Here is a 21,830-nt window from a genome sequence, read left to right as displayed (position 1 = left end):
TACTTTGTTTTAAACTTTCTTTTTAGAAGATTCAAAACAGAAGTTTTATTTAACTCTCTGAGCCGCTGCTGCCTTGCTATGCGTCGGCGTTTCCCGTCTCAGTGGGGTCGCATTATAGGGAGAACAGATTTTTACGCAAGTACTTTTTTAAAGAAAAACTAAAAAAACAGTCTGTTCGGTCAGTATCTGAACTAAACACCCTGAAACTGATACTTTTGTAATCAAAAAGAACCCTATGTGGTACAAAAATAACCTTGCTGATACACTCAGAGCTAATAACTATTATCTAAAAAGGTACTAACTATGACAATCCGTTCTTATAAAGGTGTAACGCCTTCGTTTAATTCATCTGTATACGTTGATGAGTCATCAGTTTTGGTTGGCGATATTCAACTAGGTGATAATAGTAGCGTATGGCCTTTAGTTGCTGCTCGTGGCGATGTTAACTATATACGTATTGGTGAGCGCTCTAACATTCAAGATGGCAGTGTATTACATTTATCGCGTGCAACTAAAAGTAACCCTGACGGTTACCCCCTTATAATAGGCGATGATGTAACGGTTGGTCACAAAGTGATGCTGCATGGGTGTGTACTTGGAAACCGTATACTCGTGGGTATGGGTGCTATTGTTATGGATAATGTAACTGTAGAAGATGATGTTATTATTGGTGGGGGCTCATTAGTACCACCAAATAAGCGCTTAGAATCTGGCTATCTATATGTAGGTAGCCCTGTAAAGCAAGCCCGCCCACTGACTGAGCAGGAGCTCACCTTTTTAAAAATATCTGCAGATAACTATGTGCAATTAAAAGATGAATATTTAGCTGAGGCTAACTAAGTCCACCTCTATTTGTCCCGCCGAGTTATAACTTTCTTCTTCTATTAGTTGCTCGGCACGTTCTTCGTATTCAAAACGATATTTTTCAAAATAATCTGTAGCATGACTTTCATCAGTTAGTTTAAGTGTTTTGACTGCAATAACGCACTCCACCAGCATGCCACTCACTTGAGCAAAAAACACCAACTGGTGATCAGGCTCTCTAAATTCGAGTCTATCTATAAACTGTATAGCTTGGTTCATTTTAGTGAGCCTTGTTTAAGCGCTTTAACTACAGGGAGGATTTCTGGCATTTTGTTATGCCATACATAATATGCTTGTGCTGCCTGCCCTACTAACATACCACTGCCATCTAAAAGCTTAGTATTGTTATTATACTCCGCAACCCAGCTCATAAAAATAGTCTTTGTCTGCGAATAAAACATATCATATGCAACATCACAGCCTTTTAAGTACTTTTCATTAAGTGCGGGTAACTCGTTATTCATACTGCTAGAGGTGGAATTTACAATTAGTGAGTAGTCACTTACTGGCAAGTCATTAAAACCAAAACCAGAAACAGGCCCATATTCAGCAAATAATTGAGCAAGGTCCTGTGCCTTTTGAGCTGTACGATTAACGATAATGATTTCTGCGGGTTTTTGTTCAAGCAAAGGTAATATAACTCCCCTTGCAGCACCACCCGCACCAATTATTAAAATACGCTTATCAGTAATTACGACTTCATTTGCAAGTAGATCATTTACAAAGCCGACCCCGTCGGTGTTATCTCCTAATAATGTACCATCGTCTCTTTTTTTGAGTGTATTAACCGCGCCCACTATTTTTGCAAGGGGAGTTAGTTCATCAGCCATAGCAAAAGCTTGCTCTTTAAATGGCATTGTTACATTGGCACCTTTACCCCCTTGTTCAAAAAAAGACGATACTGTTTTTTCAAAGTTATCTATAGGTGCTAATATTGCGCGGTAGTCGATTTGCTCACCCAGTGAGATAGCAAATTGTTTATGTATCGCGGGGGATTTTGAGTGTTTGATTGGATTTCCAAAAACCGCATATTTGTCCATTTTAAAGCAACCTCTTTGCAGCTATAACACTGCCTATTAACGATGATAAGTAATATGATTAAACGACTTTTTTCTAAATCTAAGCCAACCCCTGAGCAACAAGCTCCTACTCCAGAAAAAACACCGTACGAAATAATTGGCGGAGAAACCGGTGCCCGTGCTATTGCTAATAGATTCTACGACATAATGGCTAGCGATGAATACGCTAAACCGTTATATGATATGCATCCTCTGCCATTAGATCGAATTCGCCAAGTATTTTTTGAATTTTTATCTGGTTGGTTAGGCGGTCCTAGCTTATTTACTGAAAAACATGGCCAACCTATGCTGCGTAAACGCCATATGCCTTTTTCAATAAATAAAGACCTACGTGATCAATGGATGTATTGCATGAATAAAACCCTCGATATAGAAGTGGATAACCCACTCCTGCGTGAAGGCTTAAAGCAATCGTTTGGTCAACTTGCCACACATATGATTAATGAGCACTAATAAAATAGCAAAAGGCGCTGTTAGGCGCCTTTTAGTAAGTCGATTTGTCTTGTCCTAGAATGTATTTAAACATTTAGCACTTATTTACAACTGCCACTCTCGGGCTATCAAATCACTTGGTTTAGTTGTTAGCCATTCTTGAGGGCGTAAATAGTATTGATATAAGTCAACCTCAGCACTTTCTGCCTCTGGTTTATAATTGTATTCCCAGCGTGCTAATGGTGGCATAGACATTAATATAGACTCAGTACGACCACCGCTTTGCAGGCCAAACAACGTGCCTCTGTCCCACACTAGGTTAAATTCAACGTAGCGTCCGCGACGATATAATTGAAAGTCACGTTGTTGCTGTGTAAATTCATCATTTTTGCGACGTTCGATAATAGGTAAGTAAGCATCTAAAAAGCCATTACCCACTGATTGCATAAATGCAAAGCTCTGCTCAAACCCTAGCTCGTTCAAATCATCAAAAAATAGCCCACCCACACCACGTGTTTCGTCGCGGTGCTTAAGGTAAAAATATTCATCGCACCAGGTTTTGTATTTTGCATAAACGTCGCTACCAAACGGTGCGCAAATATCGTGTGCTACTTGATGCCAATGCTGTACGTCTTCAAATACAGGGTAAAAAGGGGTTAAATCAAATCCGCCGCCAAACCACCAAATAGGCTCTTCGCCTTCTTTTTCAGCAATAAAAAAGCGTACATTAGCGTGGCTTGTGGGTACGTGTGGGTTTTTAGGATGAATAACTAACGACACACCACAAGCATGAAAGCTGCGCCCTGCAAGCTCAGGCCTATGCGCAGTAGCAGAGCCTGGCATAGATGCGCCAAATACATGAGAGTAATTAACGCCGCCCTGCTCAATTACGTTACCGTTAGTGGTTACTCGGGTACGACCCCCGCCACCTTCGGTGCGCTGCCAACTGTCTTCTACAAACTTTGCACTGCCATCAGCCTTCTCTAAGCCTTGGCAAATAGTGTCTTGCAAAGCCATAAAATAGGCTTTTACTTGTTCTAATAATTCGCTTTGCATATTAACCTCTAAACACTTTGCCGGTCATGGCATCTTTAATTGTACTTGGTTGCGTATTCCCGCCTAACGGCTCGTCAACATAAAAGCCTACTTGCTCTGCAAATTGCAGCTGCGCTTGTGCAATGCTTGTTACGGTTTCTTGACCCGTTAAGTTTGCACTTGTTGAAACGAGTGGCTTACCAAACTCTTGGCACAAACGTTTAACTGTTGGGTGGTTGCTAACGCGCACAGCGATGGTATCAAATTGACCTGTTAGCCATTTAGGTGTGTTTTTAGCTGCTGGCATTACCCATGTAATAGGTGCTGGCCAACTCGAGAATATATCAGCGCGCTTGTCCATTGGTAATTTAGCATCATCAACATACTTTAATAACTGACCGTAATTATCAGCGATTAAAATAAGGCCTTTCTCTACTGGGCGCTGTTTAATCGCCAATAACTGCTCTACAGCTTTTTGGTTATCTGGATCACAACCTAAACCAAAAACAGCTTCGGTTGGATATAAAATAACACCACCTTGTTCTAAACACGAAACAGCCGTAGGCGTATTAGAGGGGTTTGACAAAGTACTCTCCAAAAATTATTAAACGTTATTTAGTTGGGGCAAGCTTGTGCATGCAACTTTTTTGCGGGCATTGTAGCACAGCGCCATTAGACATCTTTTTCTCGATCACGAGTGGCCAATCACATTCTGGGCATGGTATTGCTATAGGTTTATTATTTAGCGTGTACTTACAACTAGGATAGCTATCGCAGGAATAAAACGTTTTACCAAACTTATTACTTCGCGCAACTAAGTGACCTTTTTTACATTTAGGGCAAGGAGGTAATGCCTCTTCGTTTTGCTTTTCATCATCTTCGTTTGCAATGTAATGGCATTCAGGGTACCCGGTACAGCCAATAAACATACCATAACGGCCATTCTTAACCACCAGCGGTTTAGTGCACTGTGGGCAAGCTGAATCTTCAAGTATTTTAATTTCGTTGCTGTCGTGATGAGCAAGAGGACGAATAAAGTCGCATTTAGGGTAACTAGCACAGCCTAAAAATGGACCCGACTTACTATTACGTATAACCAGTTCAGAACCGCACTGTGGGCATATTTCGTATTCTTTTTCTAAGGCGTGCTTATCCGCTGAGAAAAGCGAATGGTCGATTTTACTCATGCTGATCCTAAAGGTTAATGAATTTTCGCCTAATATACCCAAACCACTTAAAGATACAAGTTGTGCATATACCTTTAAGTAGTTTAAACGAGCTTTTAATGTAAAAGCTCGGTGGGTTCGTCAAAAATTAAATCTTCCATTTGGCCATATTCCTCTTCAGAACCAGGTACATTAAAGAGCACCATGAGCACTACCCACTTTAAGTCGTCTAACCCTATATATGGTTTATCTAATGCTGATAAGCGGTCCATAACCATCTCTCGGGTTACACTATTAATAACGCCTATTTGCTCAACAAACATTAAAAAACCACGGCATTCAACATTAAGCATTTGGCATTCACTGTCGGTAAACACTCTTACGGCATGTTGAGGCTTAGTAATTAAGTAAGGCGACTCGTCGCTGTACTGTAAATCTGCAAGTTGCTCTAACCAATCTAACGCTTTAAATATTTCAGGTTTATTGAACCCTGCACGAAGTAATTCATCCGTTAGCTGATTTTGCTCAACATAAATATCGGCCTCGTTATGGATGTAGTTTTCAAAAAGATACATAAGAATATCAAACATATTACCCCCGGGTACTTAACTTTATGTAGCCATCTAACACTCGCTCAATCTGATCGTCTAACTCTAAATCAAGCAACCTAGCCAATACTTTATCTATAGGCCACTGAGCGCGGCGTACAATATCGTCAACACTGGTTACCTCAAAACCAATACTATTTAATACCGCACAGTCTGACTCTTCGTTAACAGGTTCGTCTTTATTATATAGACCGCTTTGATAAGAAAAGCTCACTTCATCTAATATATCTGTTACGTTTTCAACCAGTTTTGCACCTTGCTTTATTAAAAAGTGACTTGCTTGCGCAAGCGGGTTTTTAATAGAACCCGGTACTGCAAACACCTCTTTATTTTGCTCAAGTGCATAACGTACAGTAATTAACGAGCCACTTTTAATTTCAGCCTCTACTATTAACACCCCTAACGATAACCCTGAAATAATACGATTACGGCGAGGAAAATTATGCGCATTAGCGGCCGTACCTGGTAAAAATTCACTGATCAGCAAACCATGCTCTAGCACTTGGTCTGTTAATAGTTTATGGCGTTTAGGGTAGTAAATATCGACACCAGTTCCTAACACTGCAATTGTTTTGCCGCTTCCAGCTAAGGCCCCTTTATGTGCCGCACCATCTATTCCTCGCGCCATACCAGAGGTGACCGTTATACCCGCAAGAGTAAGTTGATACGCAAATTCAGATGCTATTTCAAGGCCTGTCGGTGTGGCATTTCGACTACCGACTATCGCTATTTGCGGACTGGAAAGTAATGACGTATCGCCTTTGCAAAACAAAAGTAATGGAGCACTAGCTATGTGCTTTAAATCGGTTGGATAAAGCGCATCAAAAATGCATATAACAGTTATATTATTTTGCGTTATTTGTTGCTGGTAATAATCAACTTGCTGCCAATTCGTATTTTGTAGGTTACTCGCCTGATTAGCCGTTAAGCCAAGTTGCTGAAGCTCATTACTCGACAAATCAAATAACGAAGCGAGGGAATGTGTTTGAGATAGTGCCAAAAGGGTTTTAATGCCCAACCCTTTACACATATAAAAGGCAAGCCAGTGGGCTAGCTTGCCAGATGATTGATCCATGCTCTCTCCTAGAGCACCGACTCGCTACTTCTTAATGAATAACTGCAATATCTCCAATGCGAATTGGGTGCTGATTTTTAGTTATTAATGCATAACTTACTTTGTCATACACTTTGAAAACAATAAGCTCTCCAACTTTTTCTTTAGGCATTGTCCACGTTGTATTTTCTTCATCAGATTCATCACCAAATAACTGACTAGCGTCAGATAGTAATTTTTCGAATTTACTCGAATCCTCAGGATAACGAGGACCACGAGGGCCATCAATAACTGTCGGAGACTGACGTTCTAAATCAAGCACATGCCCTGGCTCTATTTGTTGGTCGCGACCTAAGTTTAGCACTACAACATCCATTGTGCTGAATTCTCTTACTTGACGCGGAGATGCAATAACATGACCCGATACTGCATTGTCTGGGCGGTGAATATCAAAGTATGCAGGAAGTAATTGCCCTTGCATTGCTGGCATTAAAAAATCACCTTGTTGAATTTCACGTTTAACAGACTCAACACGTAATGATGAAGGTACTCCATTTTGCTCATCGCCCGTTCTAAATGCACGCGCCATACCCACATAAGAGGCACGCGTTGCGAGTACTTCACCGGTTTCTAAGTCGGTATAAGGTTCGCCTTCATGATAAATGGCATACGCTTTGTGTACTTTTAAGTCACCTTTAACATACAAAATATGGCCTAACGTTTGTGTTTTAGTATTTTCGTTTGCACCTAAAACATAAGGCATACCTTTAATATCGTCACTATCAATTGCCTGCTCGAAACTGATGTAAGGTTTGATCATTTCAAGTGGTAAAGTAGTTATTGCATTCGTGCCTTTTGGTGTAATGCGCCCTTGAGGAGATAGTTTTCTATACGCTTTATTAATCACCAAACGTGGATTTCCATCAGCGTCATATATTAGAGCGAGCGCATCACCCGGGTAAATAAGATGAGGATTATCAATTTGTGGATTCATTTGCCAAAGTTCAGGCCACAGCCATGGCTCATCTAAATAAATGCTAGAAATATCCCAAAGTGTATCGCCTTTCTTTACAACATACTGTTTTGGTGCATCTTTTTTTATTTTAAGTACATCAGCAACTGCCGGGAAAGCAGCACTTAACGCAAGCATGATTGCAAGTAATGGAGATTTCATTGAGCTTCCTTGTATTGTTTTTTCATTATTATTGTCCAAAACCTGTTAAAGGGGAACGCTAATGGCTAAAATAAGAGCATACAACACCCTAAATTAAGCACAAGTGTAAAAAGGTAACTATGGCTAGGTTAGAAGTTTTAAGATTTCCAGATGAGCGTTTACGTACAGTAGCAAAAGACGTTGAACAAGTTGACGACGCAGTACGCCAAATTGTTAAAGACATGCTGGAAACTATGTATGATGAAAATGGCATTGGCTTAGCAGCCTCACAAGTAGATATTCATCAACGTATCGTAGTAATTGATGTATCTGAAGAGCGCGATGAGCCTTTAGTACTTATTAACCCACAAATTATTAAAAAAGACGGCTCTACCGTAAGTGAAGAAGGCTGTTTATCAGTACCTAACTCGTACGCAAAAGTAGACCGTGCAGAAACAGTCACTGTTGCTGCGCTTAACGAAAACGGTGAAGAGTTTGTATTAGATGCAGACGAATTACTGGCTATCTGTATTCAACACGAGCTTGATCACTTACAAGGTAAGCTATTTATTGATTACTTATCACCACTAAAACGCCAACGTATTCGTAAAAAGCTTGAAAAAGAAGCTAAATTTGCAGCACAGTAATAAGCACCTTAGGAAAACTCAGTGACCCAACCATTACGCATTATATTTGCCGGTACGCCGGATTTTGCCGCACGTCATCTACAAGCGCTTATACAAAGCGAGCACCAAATAGTTGGTGTATACAGCCAACCTGACCGCCCTGCTGGTCGAGGTAAAAAATTAAAAGCCAGTGAAGTTAAAGCGCTAGCGCTTGAACATAACTTACCGGTTTTTCAACCAGAGTCGTTAAAAAGTGATGACGCATTAGCAGAGCTTAAAAGCTTAAATGCCGACATTATGATTGTGGTGGCTTACGGGCTAATTTTACCAAAAGCAATATTAGAAGCCCCGCGTTTAGGTTGTCTAAATGTACATGGCTCTATATTACCGCGCTGGCGTGGTGCTGCACCTATTCAACGTGCAATTTGGGCAGGTGATGAGCAAACCGGCGTAACTATTATGCAAATGGATGAAGGGCTTGATACCGGCGACATGCTACATATTAGTCGCTGTGCAATTAATGCTGATGAAACCAGTGCCAGTTTATACACTAAACTGGCCGAGCTGGGCCCTGATGCCCTTATCGAAACTGTTAATAAATTAGCAAAAGGCGAGCTTGTAGCTGAACCTCAAAATGATGAGCTGGCTAACTATGCTAAAAAGCTATCTAAAGACGAAGCAAATATCGACTGGTCTATGGATGCAGCTCAAATAGAGCGAAATATTCGCTCTTTTAACCCTTGGCCTGTGTGTTTTACACAAATGGGTGAGCAAACGGTAAAAATTTACCAAGCGCAAGTGGTTGAGCAAACAGGTAGTGCAGGCCAAGTTTTATCAAGCGATAAAATGGGTGTGGTTGTCGCGTGTGGCAAACATGCTATTTGCATTACGCAATTACAGCCGCAAGGCAAAAAGCCAATGGCAATTAATGACTTTTTAAATGGTCGTAGTGATTGGGTTACCCCGGGTACAGTATTAGGCGAAAATAATGAGTAATGTTCCAAATGTACGCGCGCTTGCCGCAGAAACTTTATATAACGTCGTTGATAAAGGCGCATCGCTTAATCAAGAGCTTCCTTTTGCAAGTCAAGGCTTACCCCCAAAAGACAAAGCTTTACTGCAGCAAATTTGTTATGGCGTATTACGATACTTACCAAGCCTTGAAAACTATTGCCAACACTTAGTAGAGCAGCCGTTAAAAGGTAAGCGTAGAATATTTCAGTTTTTATTATATGTAGGCATATACCAGCTACAGCACATGCGCGTACCACCGCATGCCGCAATATCAGAAACCGTAAATGCACTCGCTCAAATGCGCGCACTGGGTTTAAAAGGCCTAATAAATGCTATTTTACGTAGCTTTCAACGCCAACAAAGCGAGCTCGAAGAAAAAGCGAAGCAAATACCAGTGTGTTTATACAATCATCCAAATTGGTTCATTAAACAAGTACAAGCTGCATACCCAGATAGCTGGGAAGCATTGCTTGAAGAAAACCAGCAACAAGCCCCTATGTGGTTACGTGTAAATCAAGCTCAATACAGTACGCAAGAATACAGCGAAATGTTAACGGCTAACGATATTGAACACACATTAAACCCAGAATTTGTTGACGGTATTAAGTTAGCTAAGCCGCGTGATGTATTCTCGCTGCCAGAATTTGATGTAGGTGCATGTTCGGTGCAAGATGCAGCAGCACAACTTGCAGCACGCTTTTTAGAACCTAAAGCTGATGAATACATTTTAGATGCCTGTGCAGCGCCTGGCGGAAAAACGTGTCATATATTAGAGCTTGCTGATGCTGAAGTATTAGCCCTAGATAGCGACTCAACTCGCCTTGAGCGTGTTAAGCAAAACCTTACGCGTATTGGCTTAGGTGCCGATTTACAATGTGGTGACGCTTCACAGCCTCATACTTGGTGGGATGAACAGCAGTTTGATCGTATATTATTAGATGTGCCATGTTCTGCAACTGGTGTAATACGCCGTCACCCAGATATAAAATGGTTACGCCGCGCATCAGACATCGAAGATCTAGCTAAACTGCAAAGTGATATAATCGATAGCATTTGGCCCCTACTAAAACCAGGTGGCACATTGGTATATGCTACGTGTTCGGTACTCCCACAAGAAAACCAGCAACAAGTTGCTAAGTTTTTAGCGAATAATGACGATGTAGTGCATATTCCATTGCACGAGAACGACACTGTTACTAACCCGGGTTTGCAATTACTACCGGGCGAAAGTGATGGATTTTATTACGCTAAGCTAGTTAAAAAAGCCTAATAACCGTACACTAAATAGTTAGCCATTTATGAGATATTAAATGGCTATTTTTTTAATTAAACGGTAATTAATCTCTTTTTAGGTTGATTACTAATACGGGTAAATAATGAAAATAATCATACTCGGAGCTGGGCAAGTTGGCGCTACGCTTGCTGAAAACTTAGTTGGCGAACAAAACGAAATTACGGTTGTAGATATAGACGGCAACCGTCTGCGTGAACTTCAAGATAAGTACGACTTACAAGGGGTTATGGGCCACAGTGCGCACCCTGATGTACTACGCCGTGCTGGCGCTGAAGATGCCGATATGATTATAGCGGTAACCAGTTCAGATGAAGTGAACATGGTTGCTTGCCAAGTAGCATATAGTATTTTTAATACCCCGACTAAAATTGCTCGAATACGTTCAGAGCAATATTTAAAATACCGCGAAAAACTTTTCCAAAATGACGATTTACCAATCGACCATTATATTGCCCCAGAAGCACTCGTGACCAAATATATTCGCCGTTTAATAGACTACCCTGGTGCATTACAAGTATTACAATTTGCCGATGGTATGCTCTCCTTAGTGGCTGTTAAAGCTTATTACGGTGGCTTGTTAGTGGGTTATGCGCTTTCTGCTTTAAAAGAGCACATTCCTAATGTAGAAACCCGCGTTGCGGCTATTTATCGCCAAGGTAAAGCTATTAAACCGCTGGGTACTACAGTAATTGAAGCCGACGATGAGGTCTTTTTTATAGCCGCAACCAAGCATATTCGCGCGGTGATGAACGAGCTACAAAAGCTAGAACGCTCTTACAAAAAAATTATGATTGCTGGCGGCGGTAACATTGGTGCCGGCCTTGCCCGCTCACTTGAAAAAAACCACAGTGTTAAATTAATAGAGCGCAGTAAAGAGCGTGCTGAGCAACTATCTGAAATGCTCGACAACACAGTGGTATTTTGCGGTGATGCATCAGATCAAGAGTTGTTATCTGAAGAACATATAGAGCAAGTTGACGTATTTATTGCCGTAACTAACGACGATGAAGCAAATATTATGTCGGCTATGCTTGCAAAGCGAATGGGCGCACAAAAAACCATGGTACTTATTCAGCGTGGTGCATACGTTGATTTGGTACAAGGTGGGGAAATAGATATAGCCATATCGCCGCAGCAGGCCACTATATCGGCATTGCTTACTCATGTACGCCGTGGTGATATAGTTAATGTTTACTCATTACGCAAAGGTGCAGCAGAAGCAATTGAAGCCGTTGCTCATGGCGACGAAAACACTTCAAAAGTGGTTGGCCGTGCAATTGCCGACATTAAGCTCCCAGCCGGTACTACTATTGGCGCAATAGTACGTAACGACGATGTACTTATAGCCCACGACGATACAATTATCATGTCGGGCGATCATGTAATCATGTTTTTAATCGACAAAAAACACATTACCGTTGTAGAAAAGCTATTCCAAGTAAGTGCTATATTTTTATAATTATTTGGCGTAAATGCAAAAAAGCCGCTGACTAAGGCGGCTTTAGTGGAGTATGAAGCGTTTGCTTACTGTACTTTTGCAAACTCTTCTTTTGAAAGCTCGCCGTTTCCGTCTGCATCTAAATCATCAAAAATCTTTACTAATTGTGAATTTACTTGCGCTTCTTGCTTAGTGATTGCACCATCACCATCGGCATCAAATGAGGCAAAGTCTACTGCCGCGTAAGCTGCTGATGAAGATGCTAAAACTAAAACTGCAAGTGTTGTATTTAATGTTTTCATAATAATATTCCTAGTAAGATGGGAAGTCCTTTTCAAAGATCCTTAACTGTGAAAAATGCTTAACCTTTAAAGATTAATTAGTAATCTGAGAACTCTTCTTTAGAAAGCTCACCACTACCGTCTGTATCTAGCTCAATAAATTCAGCCATTAAATCTGTATCTACTGCCGCTTCGCTTGGGCTAATTGCGCCACTGCCGTCGGTGTCTAAACTATCGAAATCTGATGCTGCAAATGCAGCTGAAGAAGATGCGATAGCAATAAGAGCGAGTGCTTTATTTAGATGTTTCATAGCGTATTCCTTCATATTCAATGTTCTATCAAAAAATTGGTTTGCTAAAATAAAAGTTATATTCACTTCCTTGTTATCCTCTTTCGTAAGCTCCCTTGCCTACTTAGGTTGTCTTTGGCAACTCAGGATAAATCACTTTAAATTAAGCTTCTGAAAACTCTTCTTTTGATAACTCACCATTTTGGTCAGTATCGAGCTCTGAAAACATGCTCATTAGCTTTGCATCTACCGATGCTTCTGCTTGGCTAATTGCGCCATTACCATCTACATCTAACGTATTAAAATCTGATGCTGCAAAAGCTGCTGATGAAGATGCAATAGCGATTAGTGCTAAAGTTTTATTAATGCTTTTCATAATATGTATCCTTCAAATTTATGTGTGTGCGATTAAGTCTTTCACTTTAAATCACGTTTTCGTTCAGTACACCCAGACTATTACAACTTAAATGCCAACCTTTAAAAGCCATTAAATATCAGTTCGTTACGATTTTTTCTTCATTGTTTTGAAGATTTTAGCTATGATTTTTGTTGCTATTTAGCAACGCGATTTACTAAGGGAGAATTAAATTCAACTAAAACAGCTAGTTACAATTAAGTAAAAAGCTACAGTTTTGAGTATTTAATGGAAAGATGGGGTTTTACCTAAAAAATTTAAGTAAACTTTAAGCTAAGCAGGTTTGCAGTGAAAATAATCATTCTATTTTTACCTAGTTCAACCAACTGTTATTTATAGAAATTATATTTATTTTTAAATTAAATGAAGAAATATTTTTAATATTTTGACGAAAAATACCTTTTTGTTGCAAAAAGGCGAAACGTTATTACTCTACAGCCATATCAAGTACAGATGGGTCGATAAAATGCTCTTTCATAAATGCTTTCATTTCATCTTCACTGGCTAATAACCTAATCCCGCAATTAACACCTGATGAGTGCTCTTTTACACTGCAAATTTCACCTTGAAAATCCTTACTGTTGGTATCTAGTATTACAGTGCATGTTTTTTAGGTCTTCGTCTTGTTGATCGCCTCTAATATCAAACATAACACCTGTGAGTGAAATATCTTTGATGATGCCTTCAAGTACTCTGTTATCGCTCACTTTTAATTTAGCCGGTAATAAGGTAAGGATCCGTGCTTAAAAGCGCAGGAAAAAGCTGTACTTGCTTAGGGTAGTTAATAAAGATCAACCTAGTAGGGTGAGTAGCCACCGACATAATTTGTTGTCAAAAGGCAATAATCTGCCCACCATTGCTTTATATTAATGCTCTTACTATGACAGTTACACCGTCGCGTAAATAATCACTCCTAACGGGTAAGCGCTTTAAATTAGGGAAATTTAAATAATAAATTTATTTTCGAGCAAGCCTACAAACTCGGTTTTAATACACTTGCTGTCAGTCGGGGTTAGTGTATTTCTAAATCAACCAAACCACTTGGAGTAAGCTGGTGTAATTTGTTTAGATTTGACGCTGGCATACTCTACCCCTGAGTTAGTTTAATAACGTTTAGCCACGCCAAAAAGTAGGCGTAAATAATACTAATAACGTGAATATTTCTAACCGGCCAAATACCATAGCAATAGTTAGCAACCATTTTGCACCATCGGTAATTGCACCATAGTGTGAGGCAACATCACCTAAGCCTGGGCCTAAATTATTTAAACACGCAGCAGTAGCTGAGAACGCCGTAATGTTATCCATACCTGTGCCCATAAGCGCCAGCATAATAATAATAAACACCAGTGCATATGCCGAGAAAAAGCCCCATACGGCCTCTACAACCTTATCTGGCAATGCTTTACGGCCAAGTTTAATAGAGTATATAGCGCGCGGGTGTACAAGCCTATTAAGCTCACGTACGCCCTGTAAGTAAAGTAAAAATACTCTTACTACTTTCATACCGCCACCGGTAGAGCCTGCACAGCCACCAATAAAGCTCGAAAATATAAGTAAAATAGGTAAAAACAGCGGCCAAGTAGAAAAGTTATCGGTAGCAAAGCCTGCCGTTGTGCTCATAGATACCGCTTGAAACAAAGCTTGATCGAGGGTCTCGTCGCCATTGGCAAATATTTCGTTAGATGAAAGCACTGTAAAACAAATAACCACCAGCGCTAATTGTATACACAAAAACACCTTAAACTCAGGGTCTCGTATGTATACTTGAATATTTCTGCTTGCAACAGCCGCATAATGCAAAGAAAAGTTAACCGCCGCAATAATTAAAAAGAACACGCAAATAAAGTTAATCATAGGGCTGTCAAAATGCCCCATAGATGCATCGTAAGTAGAAAAGCCACCGATCGCCACCGTAGAAAACGCATGACATATAGCATCAAACCACTCCATTCCAGCAGCCCAATAAGCCAGCATACACGTAATAGTTAACGACACATAAATATACCAAAGGTGCTTGGCTGTATCGGCTATACGAGGGGTCATTTTAGAGTCTTTTACTGGGCCGGGTATTTCAGCACGGTACAACTGCATTCCACCAACACCTAGCATGGGCAGTATAGCGACAGCAAGTACGATTATGCCCATACCGCCAAACCACTGGAGTTGCTGGCGATAAAATAATACCGATTTTGGCAAGTATTCAATACCCGTTAGTACAGTAGCACCGGTGGTTGTAAGGCCTGAAAACGCCTCAAATACGGCATCAGCCAAAGATAAGTTTGGCTCTTGTAAAAATATAAGCGGTAATGATGCAAACGCCCCAAGTACCAACCAAAACAAAACAACAATTAAAAAGCCTTCACGTGCTTTTAAATCGCCGTTTTCATGGCGGTTTGGGTAGTAGGCCATCATGCCAATAACAACGCTGAATATAAATGCTAAAACAAACGGAACACCACCACCGTCTTTATAAATTAAAGACACCAGTGCCGGTGGCACCATGGTAATACTAAACAGCGCAACAAGTTGGCCAAGAATTTTTATGATGGTACGAAATTGCATTTAGCTTATCGCTTTTATTATTAGTAAACTGAGATTGAATAACTTCAATCAGATCAAATTAAACAGGTATGCATTAAATGCAATTTGTGTAGGTTATTACTCTTTAATAGTTAACTCAACTGCGCCGTGGCTTAAATCAAAAATATCTTTTATCGCTTGCTGGGCTTGTCGACTATCTATTGTGATCGCCCATTCAATATTAGCAGTAAATTGCTTATCAATATTAAGTACCTGATAACTGGTTTTTAATAACTGCTCTATTGCACCTTGCATGTTGTATTCGCTTTGGCCAATTATTTCTACGCTAGGTACTTTCGTGACTGTTTTAAGTTGAGTAAGCGCATTATTAAGTGAGCCGCCATAAGCACGCACTAAACCACCTGTGCCTAACTTAATCCCCCCAAAATAACGTGTAACCACTGCGGTAATTTCACCAAGCCCCGACCCCACCAGCACATTTAACATAGGTTTGCCTGCTGTGCCGTTTGGCTCTCCATCATCTGAAAAACCATAAACATGGCTGCCACCAGGATTACCCGCTACATGCGCCCAACAGTTATGGCGAGCATCTGAGTACTTTTCTTCAATGCTTTTAATAAACGCTTTAGCTGCATTTAAATCAGGCGTATGAGCTATATGAACAATAAAAGTGCTTTTTTTAATTTCTTCTTGGTGAAACACATCTTCGGCAGGGTATTTATATTCAGACATAATTAAAGCTCAATTAAAAATGGGGCCAAAAGGCCCCTTTGTATTCGCGTATTTTAGCGCGTATTAGCTAACTCGTCTTTATAAGGATTTAGTCGAGCGCTAAATCACGAGTCATATTTTCTAGGCTATCTTCGTGAACAATAATGTTGTCTTCAATACGAATACCGCCATAAGGTTTAAACGTCTCAACTTTGTCCCAGTTAATAAACTGCTTATTGTCGGTTTGTGCTAAATCACCAAGCAGTGAATCAATAAAGTATAAACCAGGCTCAATAGTAAACACTTGGTTTTTCTCAATTCTACGAGTACAACGCAAGAACGGATGCCCTTCAGGCGATGGTTGATGTGTGCCCTTTTCGTCACTCATAAAACCGCCCATATCATGCACTTGTAAACCTAGGTGATGCCCTAGTCCATGCGGGAAAAAAGTAGAGGTAATTTTACGCTCAACAATTTCTGCCGCTGGTAAGTTTACAATTTTGAAGTCGCTAAGTATTTGCGCAATGCGGTTATGGCACTCAACATGTAAATCGCCATATAACATACCTGGCTTTAAACCTTTGCCTAACTCAATTTGCGTAGCCGTCATAGTATTAACAAGCTCAGCAAATTCTCCCTGCTTTTTAAAATCGTATGTACGAGTAATATCAGCAGCGTAGCCATTAAAGTTTGCACCTGCATCAATTAAAAACGAATTATGAGTATGCGGCGCTTTAGGGTCAAAATGTGTGTAGTGCAAAATAGCGCAGTTTTCGTTAAGCGCAACAATATTACCGTATGGCATTTCGTTTTCGCTTTGGCGTGTGGCCATGAGGTACGCTTGTTGAATATCAAACTCGCTACCACCGTTGTAAAACGTATCGCGTGCGGCTTTATGCCCGTCTACTGCTATACGGTTAGCTTGGCGTAAACATTCAAGCTCGTACTGCGTTTTGTATGCACGATGAAAATGAAAATAATTTAGTACAGGCTCAGGGTTCATTAAACTAAAACCAAGTGCTTGTGCTACTTCAATGTACTCGCCCATATACGCATATTTAGCTTTATCGTATGGAAGTAGCTTTTCTACTTGATCGGGCTGTAGTAATAGCTCTATGTCAAAGTACTCAGCCCAAAAGTCACGTGGCTCGTCGGGAACTTTATGCCAAAAATCAACTGGACGATAAAAAATAAGCTTTGGCTTATCGCTGCCATTAACCACAATCCAGCAATGTGGATTATCAATTACAGGCAACCAAGCTTTAAATTGTGGATTAACTTTAAACGGGTAATACATGTCGTCTAAAAACTGGCGCTTAGCTTGGCCTGAGTGAATAACTAAACCTTCGAGCCCTTCACGCTCACAAATTGTACGCGTACGTTGTTGCAATGTGGCAATATGCTCTGCATATAAAACGGCTAATTTATCCATTGTTAATCCATCTTTTAAATTTAACTTGCTTTGAGTCTACCACTTAAAGAGTGAGCGCTCAAAAAAGGGGGATATTTAACATGTAAATATCCCCCTTCTTAATACTTGTACCAACCGTGTTTAGTTATTACTCGATGGGTATCATATATTTAACCGCCCATTTTCATTTCAAGGAGCGGCGCAAGCACATTACCTTCTCGGCCCATTCGAGTGTGATACACCTGCCTATATGCAAATACATTTTTTACATAGTCGCGGGTCTCGCGATACGGAATAAGCTCAACCCATAACTCAGCGGGTATTGCCTCATCGGGTAACCAACGTTTTATACGATGATACCCCGCATTATAGGAAGCCGTTGCTAGTACTTCGTTGCCATGGTTTTTCTTTTTTAAATACTGTAAGTAGCTTGTGCCTAACTTAATATTAGTTTTAGGCTGATACAAGCGATTGCTCGATACACTCCCTTTATTTACGTACTCAGCAGTACTTGGCAATAATTGCATTAAACCGCGCGCATTAGCATGTGAGCGTGCATCTGGCGCAAACGAACTTTCACGCCTTGCAATTGCAATACTCCATGCGGGGTCTATTTTGCTACGTTTGCTGTAACGCTCAAATACATCTTTATATGCAAACGGAAAACGCTGCTCTACATTATCCCATGCTTTTATTTTAGCGAGTGTAAAAATAGTGCTGTCGTGCCAACCTAAATCGGTAGAGAGTATTGATGCAGCTAACTTTTCGTCAGCACTAGAGGTATCTGTTAAGTAATTCCACTCACGGCGCGCTGAGGTAAATCGTTCTATATCGTAAAGCGCCTTTGCACGTTTAAATCCTGGTGCATTACTCACTTTATCAACTAACTTTTGATCAACTGCCAAAGGGTGGTTATTTAAATCAATAGGTAGCCCTAAACGCGCAGCAGCTAAAAAGCCGTAATAATCGCGATTAGTAGCCACTTTTCTCCAAATATCGTCCGCTTTTTGTTGCTCACCACGTTTAGCATAGCTGTACGCTAACCAATATTGTTGACCTAAACTTAAATCTTCTTTGCCTGTAAAAAATGCAGCTATGCCTTCCCAATCTTGGGTTTTGAGCATATTACCCAGCTGCCATTGTATGAGCTTTTTATCTTGTCGGTCTTTAGGTACTTTATTTAGCCAAAAGCTAGCTTGTTTGTGCCCACTTGATGCAAGCGATAGCGCAAAGGTGTAATACACATCAGCCTTAGAAGCCTCACTGTAGTTGAATATTTTTTCTAACTTTTCCCATGCTTTTAATGCAAGCTCTTTGTCACGCCAAATTAAACGCTTAACTCCGTAAAGAGCTATTTCGCCTTCTTTAGCCGATTTATTTTTATAACGGTATAAACCAGCTGCTGCACTTGGGTCGCGACGTACTTTTAAATATAAATCAGCTAAATAGCGTTCATTTTTAGGCAATAGCGTTTTTAAATAAGGTAATAAGCTTTGCGTACCGCCTTGCGCTGCGAGTGTAACGCGTTGCCATACGGTGTCTTCTTTCATGTAGCCTTTTTTACGCCACTGAGAAAAAAGCGCATCACACTCATTTGGTTGCGACTTACCAACCGCCCACAGATCAGTCACCTGATTAAAAATTGCTTTTTCAGGTGCACCTAAATCAAGCTGAAAATCCAAATAAGTACACGTAAGTTCTGCATTTGAGGTTTCGCGATAATTACGAATATATGCCGCTTTTTTGTTTTTATCTTTTAAATACTCTAACCACGCTTTTCGCACAGGCCATTCTAATGGCGTATGCTGATAAACAGTTAAGTAGTCTTCTATTTCAGCTTGGTATTTAAAGTTTGGGTTACGCTGCCAATAGGTTTTTTCAACATACGGTTTCAGCGGATGATTAAGCCCACTAACTGCTTCTTTAAAGTCTTGATAACTACCATAACGTGCTTTTTTTTCAGCATCTAAAAATGCATCGTTATCGATACTCGCCTCGGCAGAATAAAGAGGAAATATAAATGCAGCTGCCGCAACGTTTAATAAATATTTTTTCATAATGTCCTTTAATAAAAAATTAAAGCGATGACTAAAAACTTTCCATCACACCTTAGCACCAAACCAGCTATATTTTAACCAGCCGTTTGTAACCGAGTTAAATTTTTCGTTGCATTTTTAATTTAAAGCAAGCACACTGATTGAAATGCAAACTCATCGTACCAGTCTTAGTTCGTCAACTAGGGAGAATAATAATGTTATATAAAAGCGATTCCTTTGAAGTTAGCTTCCTTAAGGAAAGCATCGCCGAGTTTAAGTTTTGTGTTGCAGGTTCTGTAAACACACTATCTCAAAAAACTCTTTCAGATTGCGCGGCAGCATTAAAAGAATTAGCCGCAAATACTGATATCAAAGGCATGATTTTTACCAGTGATAAAGACCACTTTATTATTGGTGCCGACATCTTCGAATTTTTACCTACATTTACTAAACCAGAAGAAGAATTAGTAACGTGGATCAAAAACGCAACCGACGTTTTTGACGCTATCGAAGATCTACCATTCCCAACACTAAGCGCTATAAACGGTATGGCACTTGGCGGTGGTTGTGAGTGGGCACTTGCTACCGATTATCGTGTTGCAAGTGAAACAGCTAAAATGGGCCTACCAGAAGTTAAACTTGGCATAATGCCTGGTTTTGGTGGCACGGTGCGCCTACCACGCATTATTGGTGCCGATAACGCTATGTTATGGATCACCTCTGGTAAAGAAAACCGTGCAGCTGATGCCTTAAAAGTAGGTGCGTTTGACGCGGTAGTTAGTACTGACAAACTACTAGAGTCAAGCATAGCAACACTTGAATTAGCAATTGCTGGCAAGTTAGATTGGCAAGCAAAACGCAACGTAAAACTACAGCCACTTAAATTAAACCGCGTTGAGCAAGGCATGAGCTTTGCTATGGCAGAAGGTATGGTAATGGGTAAAACCAAAGGCCACTATCCTGCTCCGGTTATGGCAGTACGCACCATTAAAGCAGCGGCAAACTGTACTCGCGATGAAGCAATGGCAATCGAAAATGCTAACTTTGCAAAACTTGCGCGCACTAACGAAGCTGCAGCACAAACCGGTATTTTCTTAAATGACCAGTTTATTAAAGGTAAAGCACGCAAACTTGCTAAGCACAGCGATGTTGAAATTAAACAAGCTGCTGTATTAGGCGCAGGTATTATGGGCGGCGGTATTGCATACCAGTCAGCTTATAAAGGTACACCAATCATAATGAAAGACATCCAACAGGATGCGCTTGATTTAGGTATGGGCGAAGCGTCTAAACTACTTGGTGCAAAAGTTAAACGCGGCCATATGCCAATGGAAAAAATGCTAGCAACGCTTAGCAAAATTAAACCAACGCTTAACGATGCTGACCTACAAAACGCCAACATTATTGTTGAAGCCGTAGTAGAAAACCCTAAAGTTAAGCAAGCCGTATTAGCTGACCTTGAAAAGAACATGCCTGAAGGCACTGTACTTACATCAAACACATCGACTATTTGTATTGATTTGCTTGCAGAAGCACTTGATAAACCAGAAAACTTCTGTGGTATGCACTTTTTCAATCCAGTGCCAAAAATGCCGTTAGTAGAAATTATTCGTGGTGCAAAAACTTCAGATAAAACAATTAACGCAGTAGTTGATTACGCTCTTAAACTTGGCAAGTCACCTATCGTTGTTAACGATTGCCCAGGCTTTTTTGTAAACCGAGTTTTATTCCCTTACTTTGCAGGCTTTAGCAAATTAGTGGTTGAAGGCGCTAACTTTACAAAAGTAGATAAAGTAATGGAAAACGTATTTGGCTGGCCAATGGGCCCGGCTTACCTACTTGATGTTGTAGGTATTGATACGGCTTATCATTGTACTGGCGTAATGGCAGACGGTTTTCCTGAGCGTATGGCACGTGCAGAAAAAGATCCGGTCACTGTTTTTGCTAACGAAAAACGTTTTGGTCAAAAGAACAAAGCGGGCTTCTACAAGTACGAAACAGACCGTCGTGGTCGTCTTAAAAAATCAGGCGATGCAACAGCAGTTGAGCTACTAGCACCAATCACTGATGCACCTAAAGAATTTGATAAACAAGAAATCATTGACCGTTGTATGATCCCAATGATCAACGAAGTACTACTTTGTTTACAAGAAGGCATTGTTGCTTCTCCTCAAGAAGCTGATATGGCCCTTGTATACGGCGTTGGTTTCCCTCCATTTAGAGGCGGCGCGTTCCGTTACTTAGATCAAACTGGTTTAGCTAACTTTGTTGCATCAGCAGACAAATATGCTCACCTAGGTGCGATTTATCAAGTATCAGAGCAAACTCGCAAATGGGCCGAAGAAGGTCGTGTTTTCTATAAGGTGGAAGGTTAATATC

Annotated in this window: 22 protein-coding genes and 1 pseudogene; 7 read left to right on the top strand and 16 right to left on the bottom strand. The window is 40.4% G+C overall.

The window, feature by feature from the left end:
• Nucleotides 1-303: 303 nt before the first annotated feature.
• The gene (locus J8L73_RS17100) at nt 304-840 is read left to right on the top strand and encodes a gamma carbonic anhydrase family protein (protein ID WP_211001585.1); all 537 of its coding nucleotides are present in this window, start codon (nt 304-306) and stop codon (nt 838-840) included.
• On the opposite strand, the gene J8L73_RS17095 is transcribed toward J8L73_RS17100, so the two are convergent.
• Nucleotides 823-1,083 carry a DUF1488 domain-containing protein gene (locus J8L73_RS17095; protein WP_138684061.1) on the bottom strand — a complete coding sequence of 87 codons (261 nt, stop codon included), beginning with the start codon at nt 1,081-1,083 and terminating at the stop codon, nt 823-825. The genes J8L73_RS17100 and J8L73_RS17095 overlap by 18 nt on opposite strands.
• On the bottom strand, nt 1,080-1,904 hold the full coding sequence (aroE, locus tag J8L73_RS17090) for a shikimate dehydrogenase (RefSeq protein ID WP_211018872.1): 825 nt from the start codon (nt 1,902-1,904) through the stop codon (nt 1,080-1,082). Before aroE ends, J8L73_RS17095 begins: the two co-directional genes overlap by 4 nt.
• 54 nt (nt 1,905-1,958) lie before the next feature.
• Here aroE and J8L73_RS17085 point away from each other — a divergent pair, with 54 nt between their 5' ends.
• Entirely contained in the window at nt 1,959-2,396 is a 438-nt protein-coding gene (locus tag J8L73_RS17085) for a group II truncated hemoglobin (protein WP_211018870.1), read from the top strand.
• An 84-nt stretch (nt 2,397-2,480) separates the two neighbouring features.
• On the opposite strand, the gene hemF is transcribed toward J8L73_RS17085, so the two are convergent.
• The 6 genes from hemF to J8L73_RS17055 form a co-directional block, all read right to left on the bottom strand.
• Entirely contained in the window at nt 2,481-3,431 is a 951-nt protein-coding gene (hemF, locus tag J8L73_RS17080; RefSeq protein WP_211018868.1) for an oxygen-dependent coproporphyrinogen oxidase, read from the bottom strand.
• Nucleotide 3,432: 1 nt separating this feature from the next.
• Nucleotides 3,433-3,996 carry an L-threonylcarbamoyladenylate synthase gene (locus J8L73_RS17075; RefSeq protein ID WP_211001589.1) on the bottom strand — a complete coding sequence of 188 codons (564 nt, stop codon included), beginning with the start codon at nt 3,994-3,996 and terminating at the stop codon, nt 3,433-3,435.
• Between the two features lie 25 nt (nt 3,997-4,021).
• A complete protein-coding gene (locus tag J8L73_RS17070) occupies nt 4,022-4,597 on the bottom strand; it encodes a topoisomerase DNA-binding C4 zinc finger domain-containing protein (RefSeq protein ID WP_211001590.1) in 576 nt (191 codons plus the stop codon).
• 95 nt (nt 4,598-4,692) lie between these two features.
• Complete coding sequence (locus J8L73_RS17065; protein ID WP_211018866.1) at nt 4,693-5,166, bottom strand: DUF494 family protein; 474 nt, start codon at nt 5,164-5,166, stop codon at nt 4,693-4,695.
• 1 nt (nt 5,167) lies between these two features.
• Nucleotides 5,168-6,259 carry a DNA-processing protein DprA gene (gene dprA, locus J8L73_RS17060; RefSeq protein ID WP_211001592.1) on the bottom strand — a complete coding sequence of 364 codons (1,092 nt, stop codon included), beginning with the start codon at nt 6,257-6,259 and terminating at the stop codon, nt 5,168-5,170.
• Between the two features lie 31 nt (nt 6,260-6,290).
• Complete coding sequence (locus J8L73_RS17055) at nt 6,291-7,412, bottom strand: LysM domain-containing protein (protein WP_211001593.1); 1,122 nt, start codon at nt 7,410-7,412, stop codon at nt 6,291-6,293.
• Between the two features lie 119 nt (nt 7,413-7,531).
• On the opposite strand from J8L73_RS17055, the gene def reads away from it, so the two are divergent.
• The 4 genes from def (at nt 7,532) to trkA (ending at nt 11,784) form a co-directional block, all read left to right on the top strand.
• Nucleotides 7,532-8,038 (top strand): peptide deformylase, encoded by a 507-nt coding sequence (gene def / locus J8L73_RS17050; RefSeq protein ID WP_058548166.1) that lies wholly within the window; start codon nt 7,532-7,534, stop codon nt 8,036-8,038.
• A gap of 21 nt (nt 8,039-8,059) precedes the next feature.
• Entirely contained in the window at nt 8,060-9,013 is a 954-nt protein-coding gene (gene fmt, locus J8L73_RS17045) for a methionyl-tRNA formyltransferase (RefSeq protein ID WP_211018865.1), read from the top strand.
• Nucleotides 9,006-10,301, top strand: a complete 1,296-nt coding sequence (rsmB, locus tag J8L73_RS17040; protein WP_211018863.1) for a 16S rRNA (cytosine(967)-C(5))-methyltransferase RsmB — start codon at nt 9,006-9,008, stop codon at nt 10,299-10,301. Before fmt ends, rsmB begins: the two co-directional genes overlap by 8 nt.
• A gap of 106 nt (nt 10,302-10,407) precedes the next feature.
• Nucleotides 10,408-11,784, top strand: a complete 1,377-nt coding sequence (gene trkA / locus J8L73_RS17035; RefSeq protein WP_058548169.1) for a Trk system potassium transporter TrkA — start codon at nt 10,408-10,410, stop codon at nt 11,782-11,784.
• Nucleotides 11,785-11,849: 65 nt separating this feature from the next.
• Here trkA and J8L73_RS17030 read toward each other — a convergent pair whose 3' ends face one another.
• The 8 genes and pseudogenes from J8L73_RS17030 to J8L73_RS16995 all read right to left on the bottom strand — a co-directional run bounded on the left by J8L73_RS17030 (nt 11,850) and on the right by J8L73_RS16995 (nt 19,472).
• The gene (locus tag J8L73_RS17030) at nt 11,850-12,065 is read right to left on the bottom strand and encodes an EF-hand domain-containing protein (RefSeq protein WP_211018861.1); all 216 of its coding nucleotides are present in this window, start codon (nt 12,063-12,065) and stop codon (nt 11,850-11,852) included.
• 77 nt (nt 12,066-12,142) lie between these two features.
• Entirely contained in the window at nt 12,143-12,355 is a 213-nt protein-coding gene (locus tag J8L73_RS17025; protein ID WP_211001597.1) for a calmodulin, read from the bottom strand.
• Between the two features lie 142 nt (nt 12,356-12,497).
• Nucleotides 12,498-12,710, bottom strand: a complete 213-nt coding sequence (locus J8L73_RS17020; protein ID WP_211018859.1) for an EF-hand domain-containing protein — start codon at nt 12,708-12,710, stop codon at nt 12,498-12,500.
• A 466-nt stretch (nt 12,711-13,176) separates the two neighbouring features.
• A pseudogene (locus J8L73_RS17015) lies at nt 13,177-13,833 on the bottom strand (flagellar brake domain-containing protein).
• A 29-nt stretch (nt 13,834-13,862) separates the two neighbouring features.
• Nucleotides 13,863-15,314, bottom strand: coding sequence for a TrkH family potassium uptake protein (locus J8L73_RS17010; protein WP_058548174.1), 1,452 nt, complete (start codon nt 15,312-15,314; stop codon nt 13,863-13,865).
• Between the two features lie 96 nt (nt 15,315-15,410).
• Nucleotides 15,411-16,025, bottom strand: coding sequence for a YigZ family protein (locus J8L73_RS17005; RefSeq protein ID WP_211018857.1), 615 nt, complete (start codon nt 16,023-16,025; stop codon nt 15,411-15,413).
• An 88-nt stretch (nt 16,026-16,113) separates the two neighbouring features.
• Nucleotides 16,114-17,436 (bottom strand): Xaa-Pro dipeptidase, encoded by a 1,323-nt coding sequence (pepQ, locus tag J8L73_RS17000; RefSeq protein ID WP_211018855.1) that lies wholly within the window; start codon nt 17,434-17,436, stop codon nt 16,114-16,116.
• Nucleotides 17,437-17,585: 149 nt separating this feature from the next.
• Entirely contained in the window at nt 17,586-19,472 is a 1,887-nt protein-coding gene (locus J8L73_RS16995; RefSeq protein ID WP_211018853.1) for a transglycosylase SLT domain-containing protein, read from the bottom strand.
• A 194-nt stretch (nt 19,473-19,666) separates the two neighbouring features.
• Between J8L73_RS16995 and fadB the strand changes: the two genes are divergently transcribed.
• Nucleotides 19,667-21,826: a fatty acid oxidation complex subunit alpha FadB gene (fadB, locus tag J8L73_RS16990; protein ID WP_211018850.1), complete on the top strand. Its 2,160-nt coding sequence runs from the start codon at nt 19,667-19,669 to the stop codon at nt 21,824-21,826.
• The last annotated feature ends 4 nt before the right edge of the window (nt 21,827-21,830 follow it).

The sequence above is a fragment of the Pseudoalteromonas sp. MMG006 genome (assembly GCF_018101025.1).
Lineage (GTDB): Bacteria > Pseudomonadota > Gammaproteobacteria > Enterobacterales > Alteromonadaceae > Pseudoalteromonas.
The sequence above is the reverse complement of the archived record's forward strand: the minus strand, read 5'-3'. Positions and strand labels throughout refer to the sequence as shown.

Coding starts and splice junctions, on each gene's coding strand:
- fadB (WP_211018850.1), top strand. CDS start 19,667: ATGTTATATAAAAGCGATTCCTTTGAAGTTAGCTTCCTTAAGGAAAGC.
- J8L73_RS17065 (WP_211018866.1), bottom strand. CDS start 5,166: ATGTTTGATATTCTTATGTATCTTTTTGAAAACTACATCCATAACGAG.
- rsmB (WP_211018863.1), top strand. CDS start 9,006: ATGAGTAATGTTCCAAATGTACGCGCGCTTGCCGCAGAAACTTTATAT.
- J8L73_RS17095 (WP_138684061.1), bottom strand. CDS start 1,083: ATGAACCAAGCTATACAGTTTATAGATAGACTCGAATTTAGAGAGCCT.
- J8L73_RS17055 (WP_211001593.1), bottom strand. CDS start 7,412: ATGAAATCTCCATTACTTGCAATCATGCTTGCGTTAAGTGCTGCTTTC.
- aroE (WP_211018872.1), bottom strand. CDS start 1,904: ATGGACAAATATGCGGTTTTTGGAAATCCAATCAAACACTCAAAATCC.
- trkA (WP_058548169.1), top strand. CDS start 10,408: ATGAAAATAATCATACTCGGAGCTGGGCAAGTTGGCGCTACGCTTGCT.
- J8L73_RS17025 (WP_211001597.1), bottom strand. CDS start 12,355: ATGAAACATCTAAATAAAGCACTCGCTCTTATTGCTATCGCATCTTCT.
- J8L73_RS17020 (WP_211018859.1), bottom strand. CDS start 12,710: ATGAAAAGCATTAATAAAACTTTAGCACTAATCGCTATTGCATCTTCA.
- J8L73_RS17100 (WP_211001585.1), top strand. CDS start 304: ATGACAATCCGTTCTTATAAAGGTGTAACGCCTTCGTTTAATTCATCT.
- J8L73_RS17010 (WP_058548174.1), bottom strand. CDS start 15,314: ATGCAATTTCGTACCATCATAAAAATTCTTGGCCAACTTGTTGCGCTG.
- J8L73_RS17005 (WP_211018857.1), bottom strand. CDS start 16,025: ATGTCTGAATATAAATACCCTGCCGAAGATGTGTTTCACCAAGAAGAA.
- def (WP_058548166.1), top strand. CDS start 7,532: ATGGCTAGGTTAGAAGTTTTAAGATTTCCAGATGAGCGTTTACGTACA.
- J8L73_RS17030 (WP_211018861.1), bottom strand. CDS start 12,065: ATGAAAACATTAAATACAACACTTGCAGTTTTAGTTTTAGCATCTTCA.
- dprA (WP_211001592.1), bottom strand. CDS start 6,259: ATGGATCAATCATCTGGCAAGCTAGCCCACTGGCTTGCCTTTTATATG.
- hemF (WP_211018868.1), bottom strand. CDS start 3,431: ATGCAAAGCGAATTATTAGAACAAGTAAAAGCCTATTTTATGGCTTTG.
- J8L73_RS17085 (WP_211018870.1), top strand. CDS start 1,959: ATGATTAAACGACTTTTTTCTAAATCTAAGCCAACCCCTGAGCAACAA.
- J8L73_RS17070 (WP_211001590.1), bottom strand. CDS start 4,597: ATGAGTAAAATCGACCATTCGCTTTTCTCAGCGGATAAGCACGCCTTA.
- J8L73_RS16995 (WP_211018853.1), bottom strand. CDS start 19,472: ATGAAAAAATATTTATTAAACGTTGCGGCAGCTGCATTTATATTTCCT.
- pepQ (WP_211018855.1), bottom strand. CDS start 17,436: ATGGATAAATTAGCCGTTTTATATGCAGAGCATATTGCCACATTGCAA.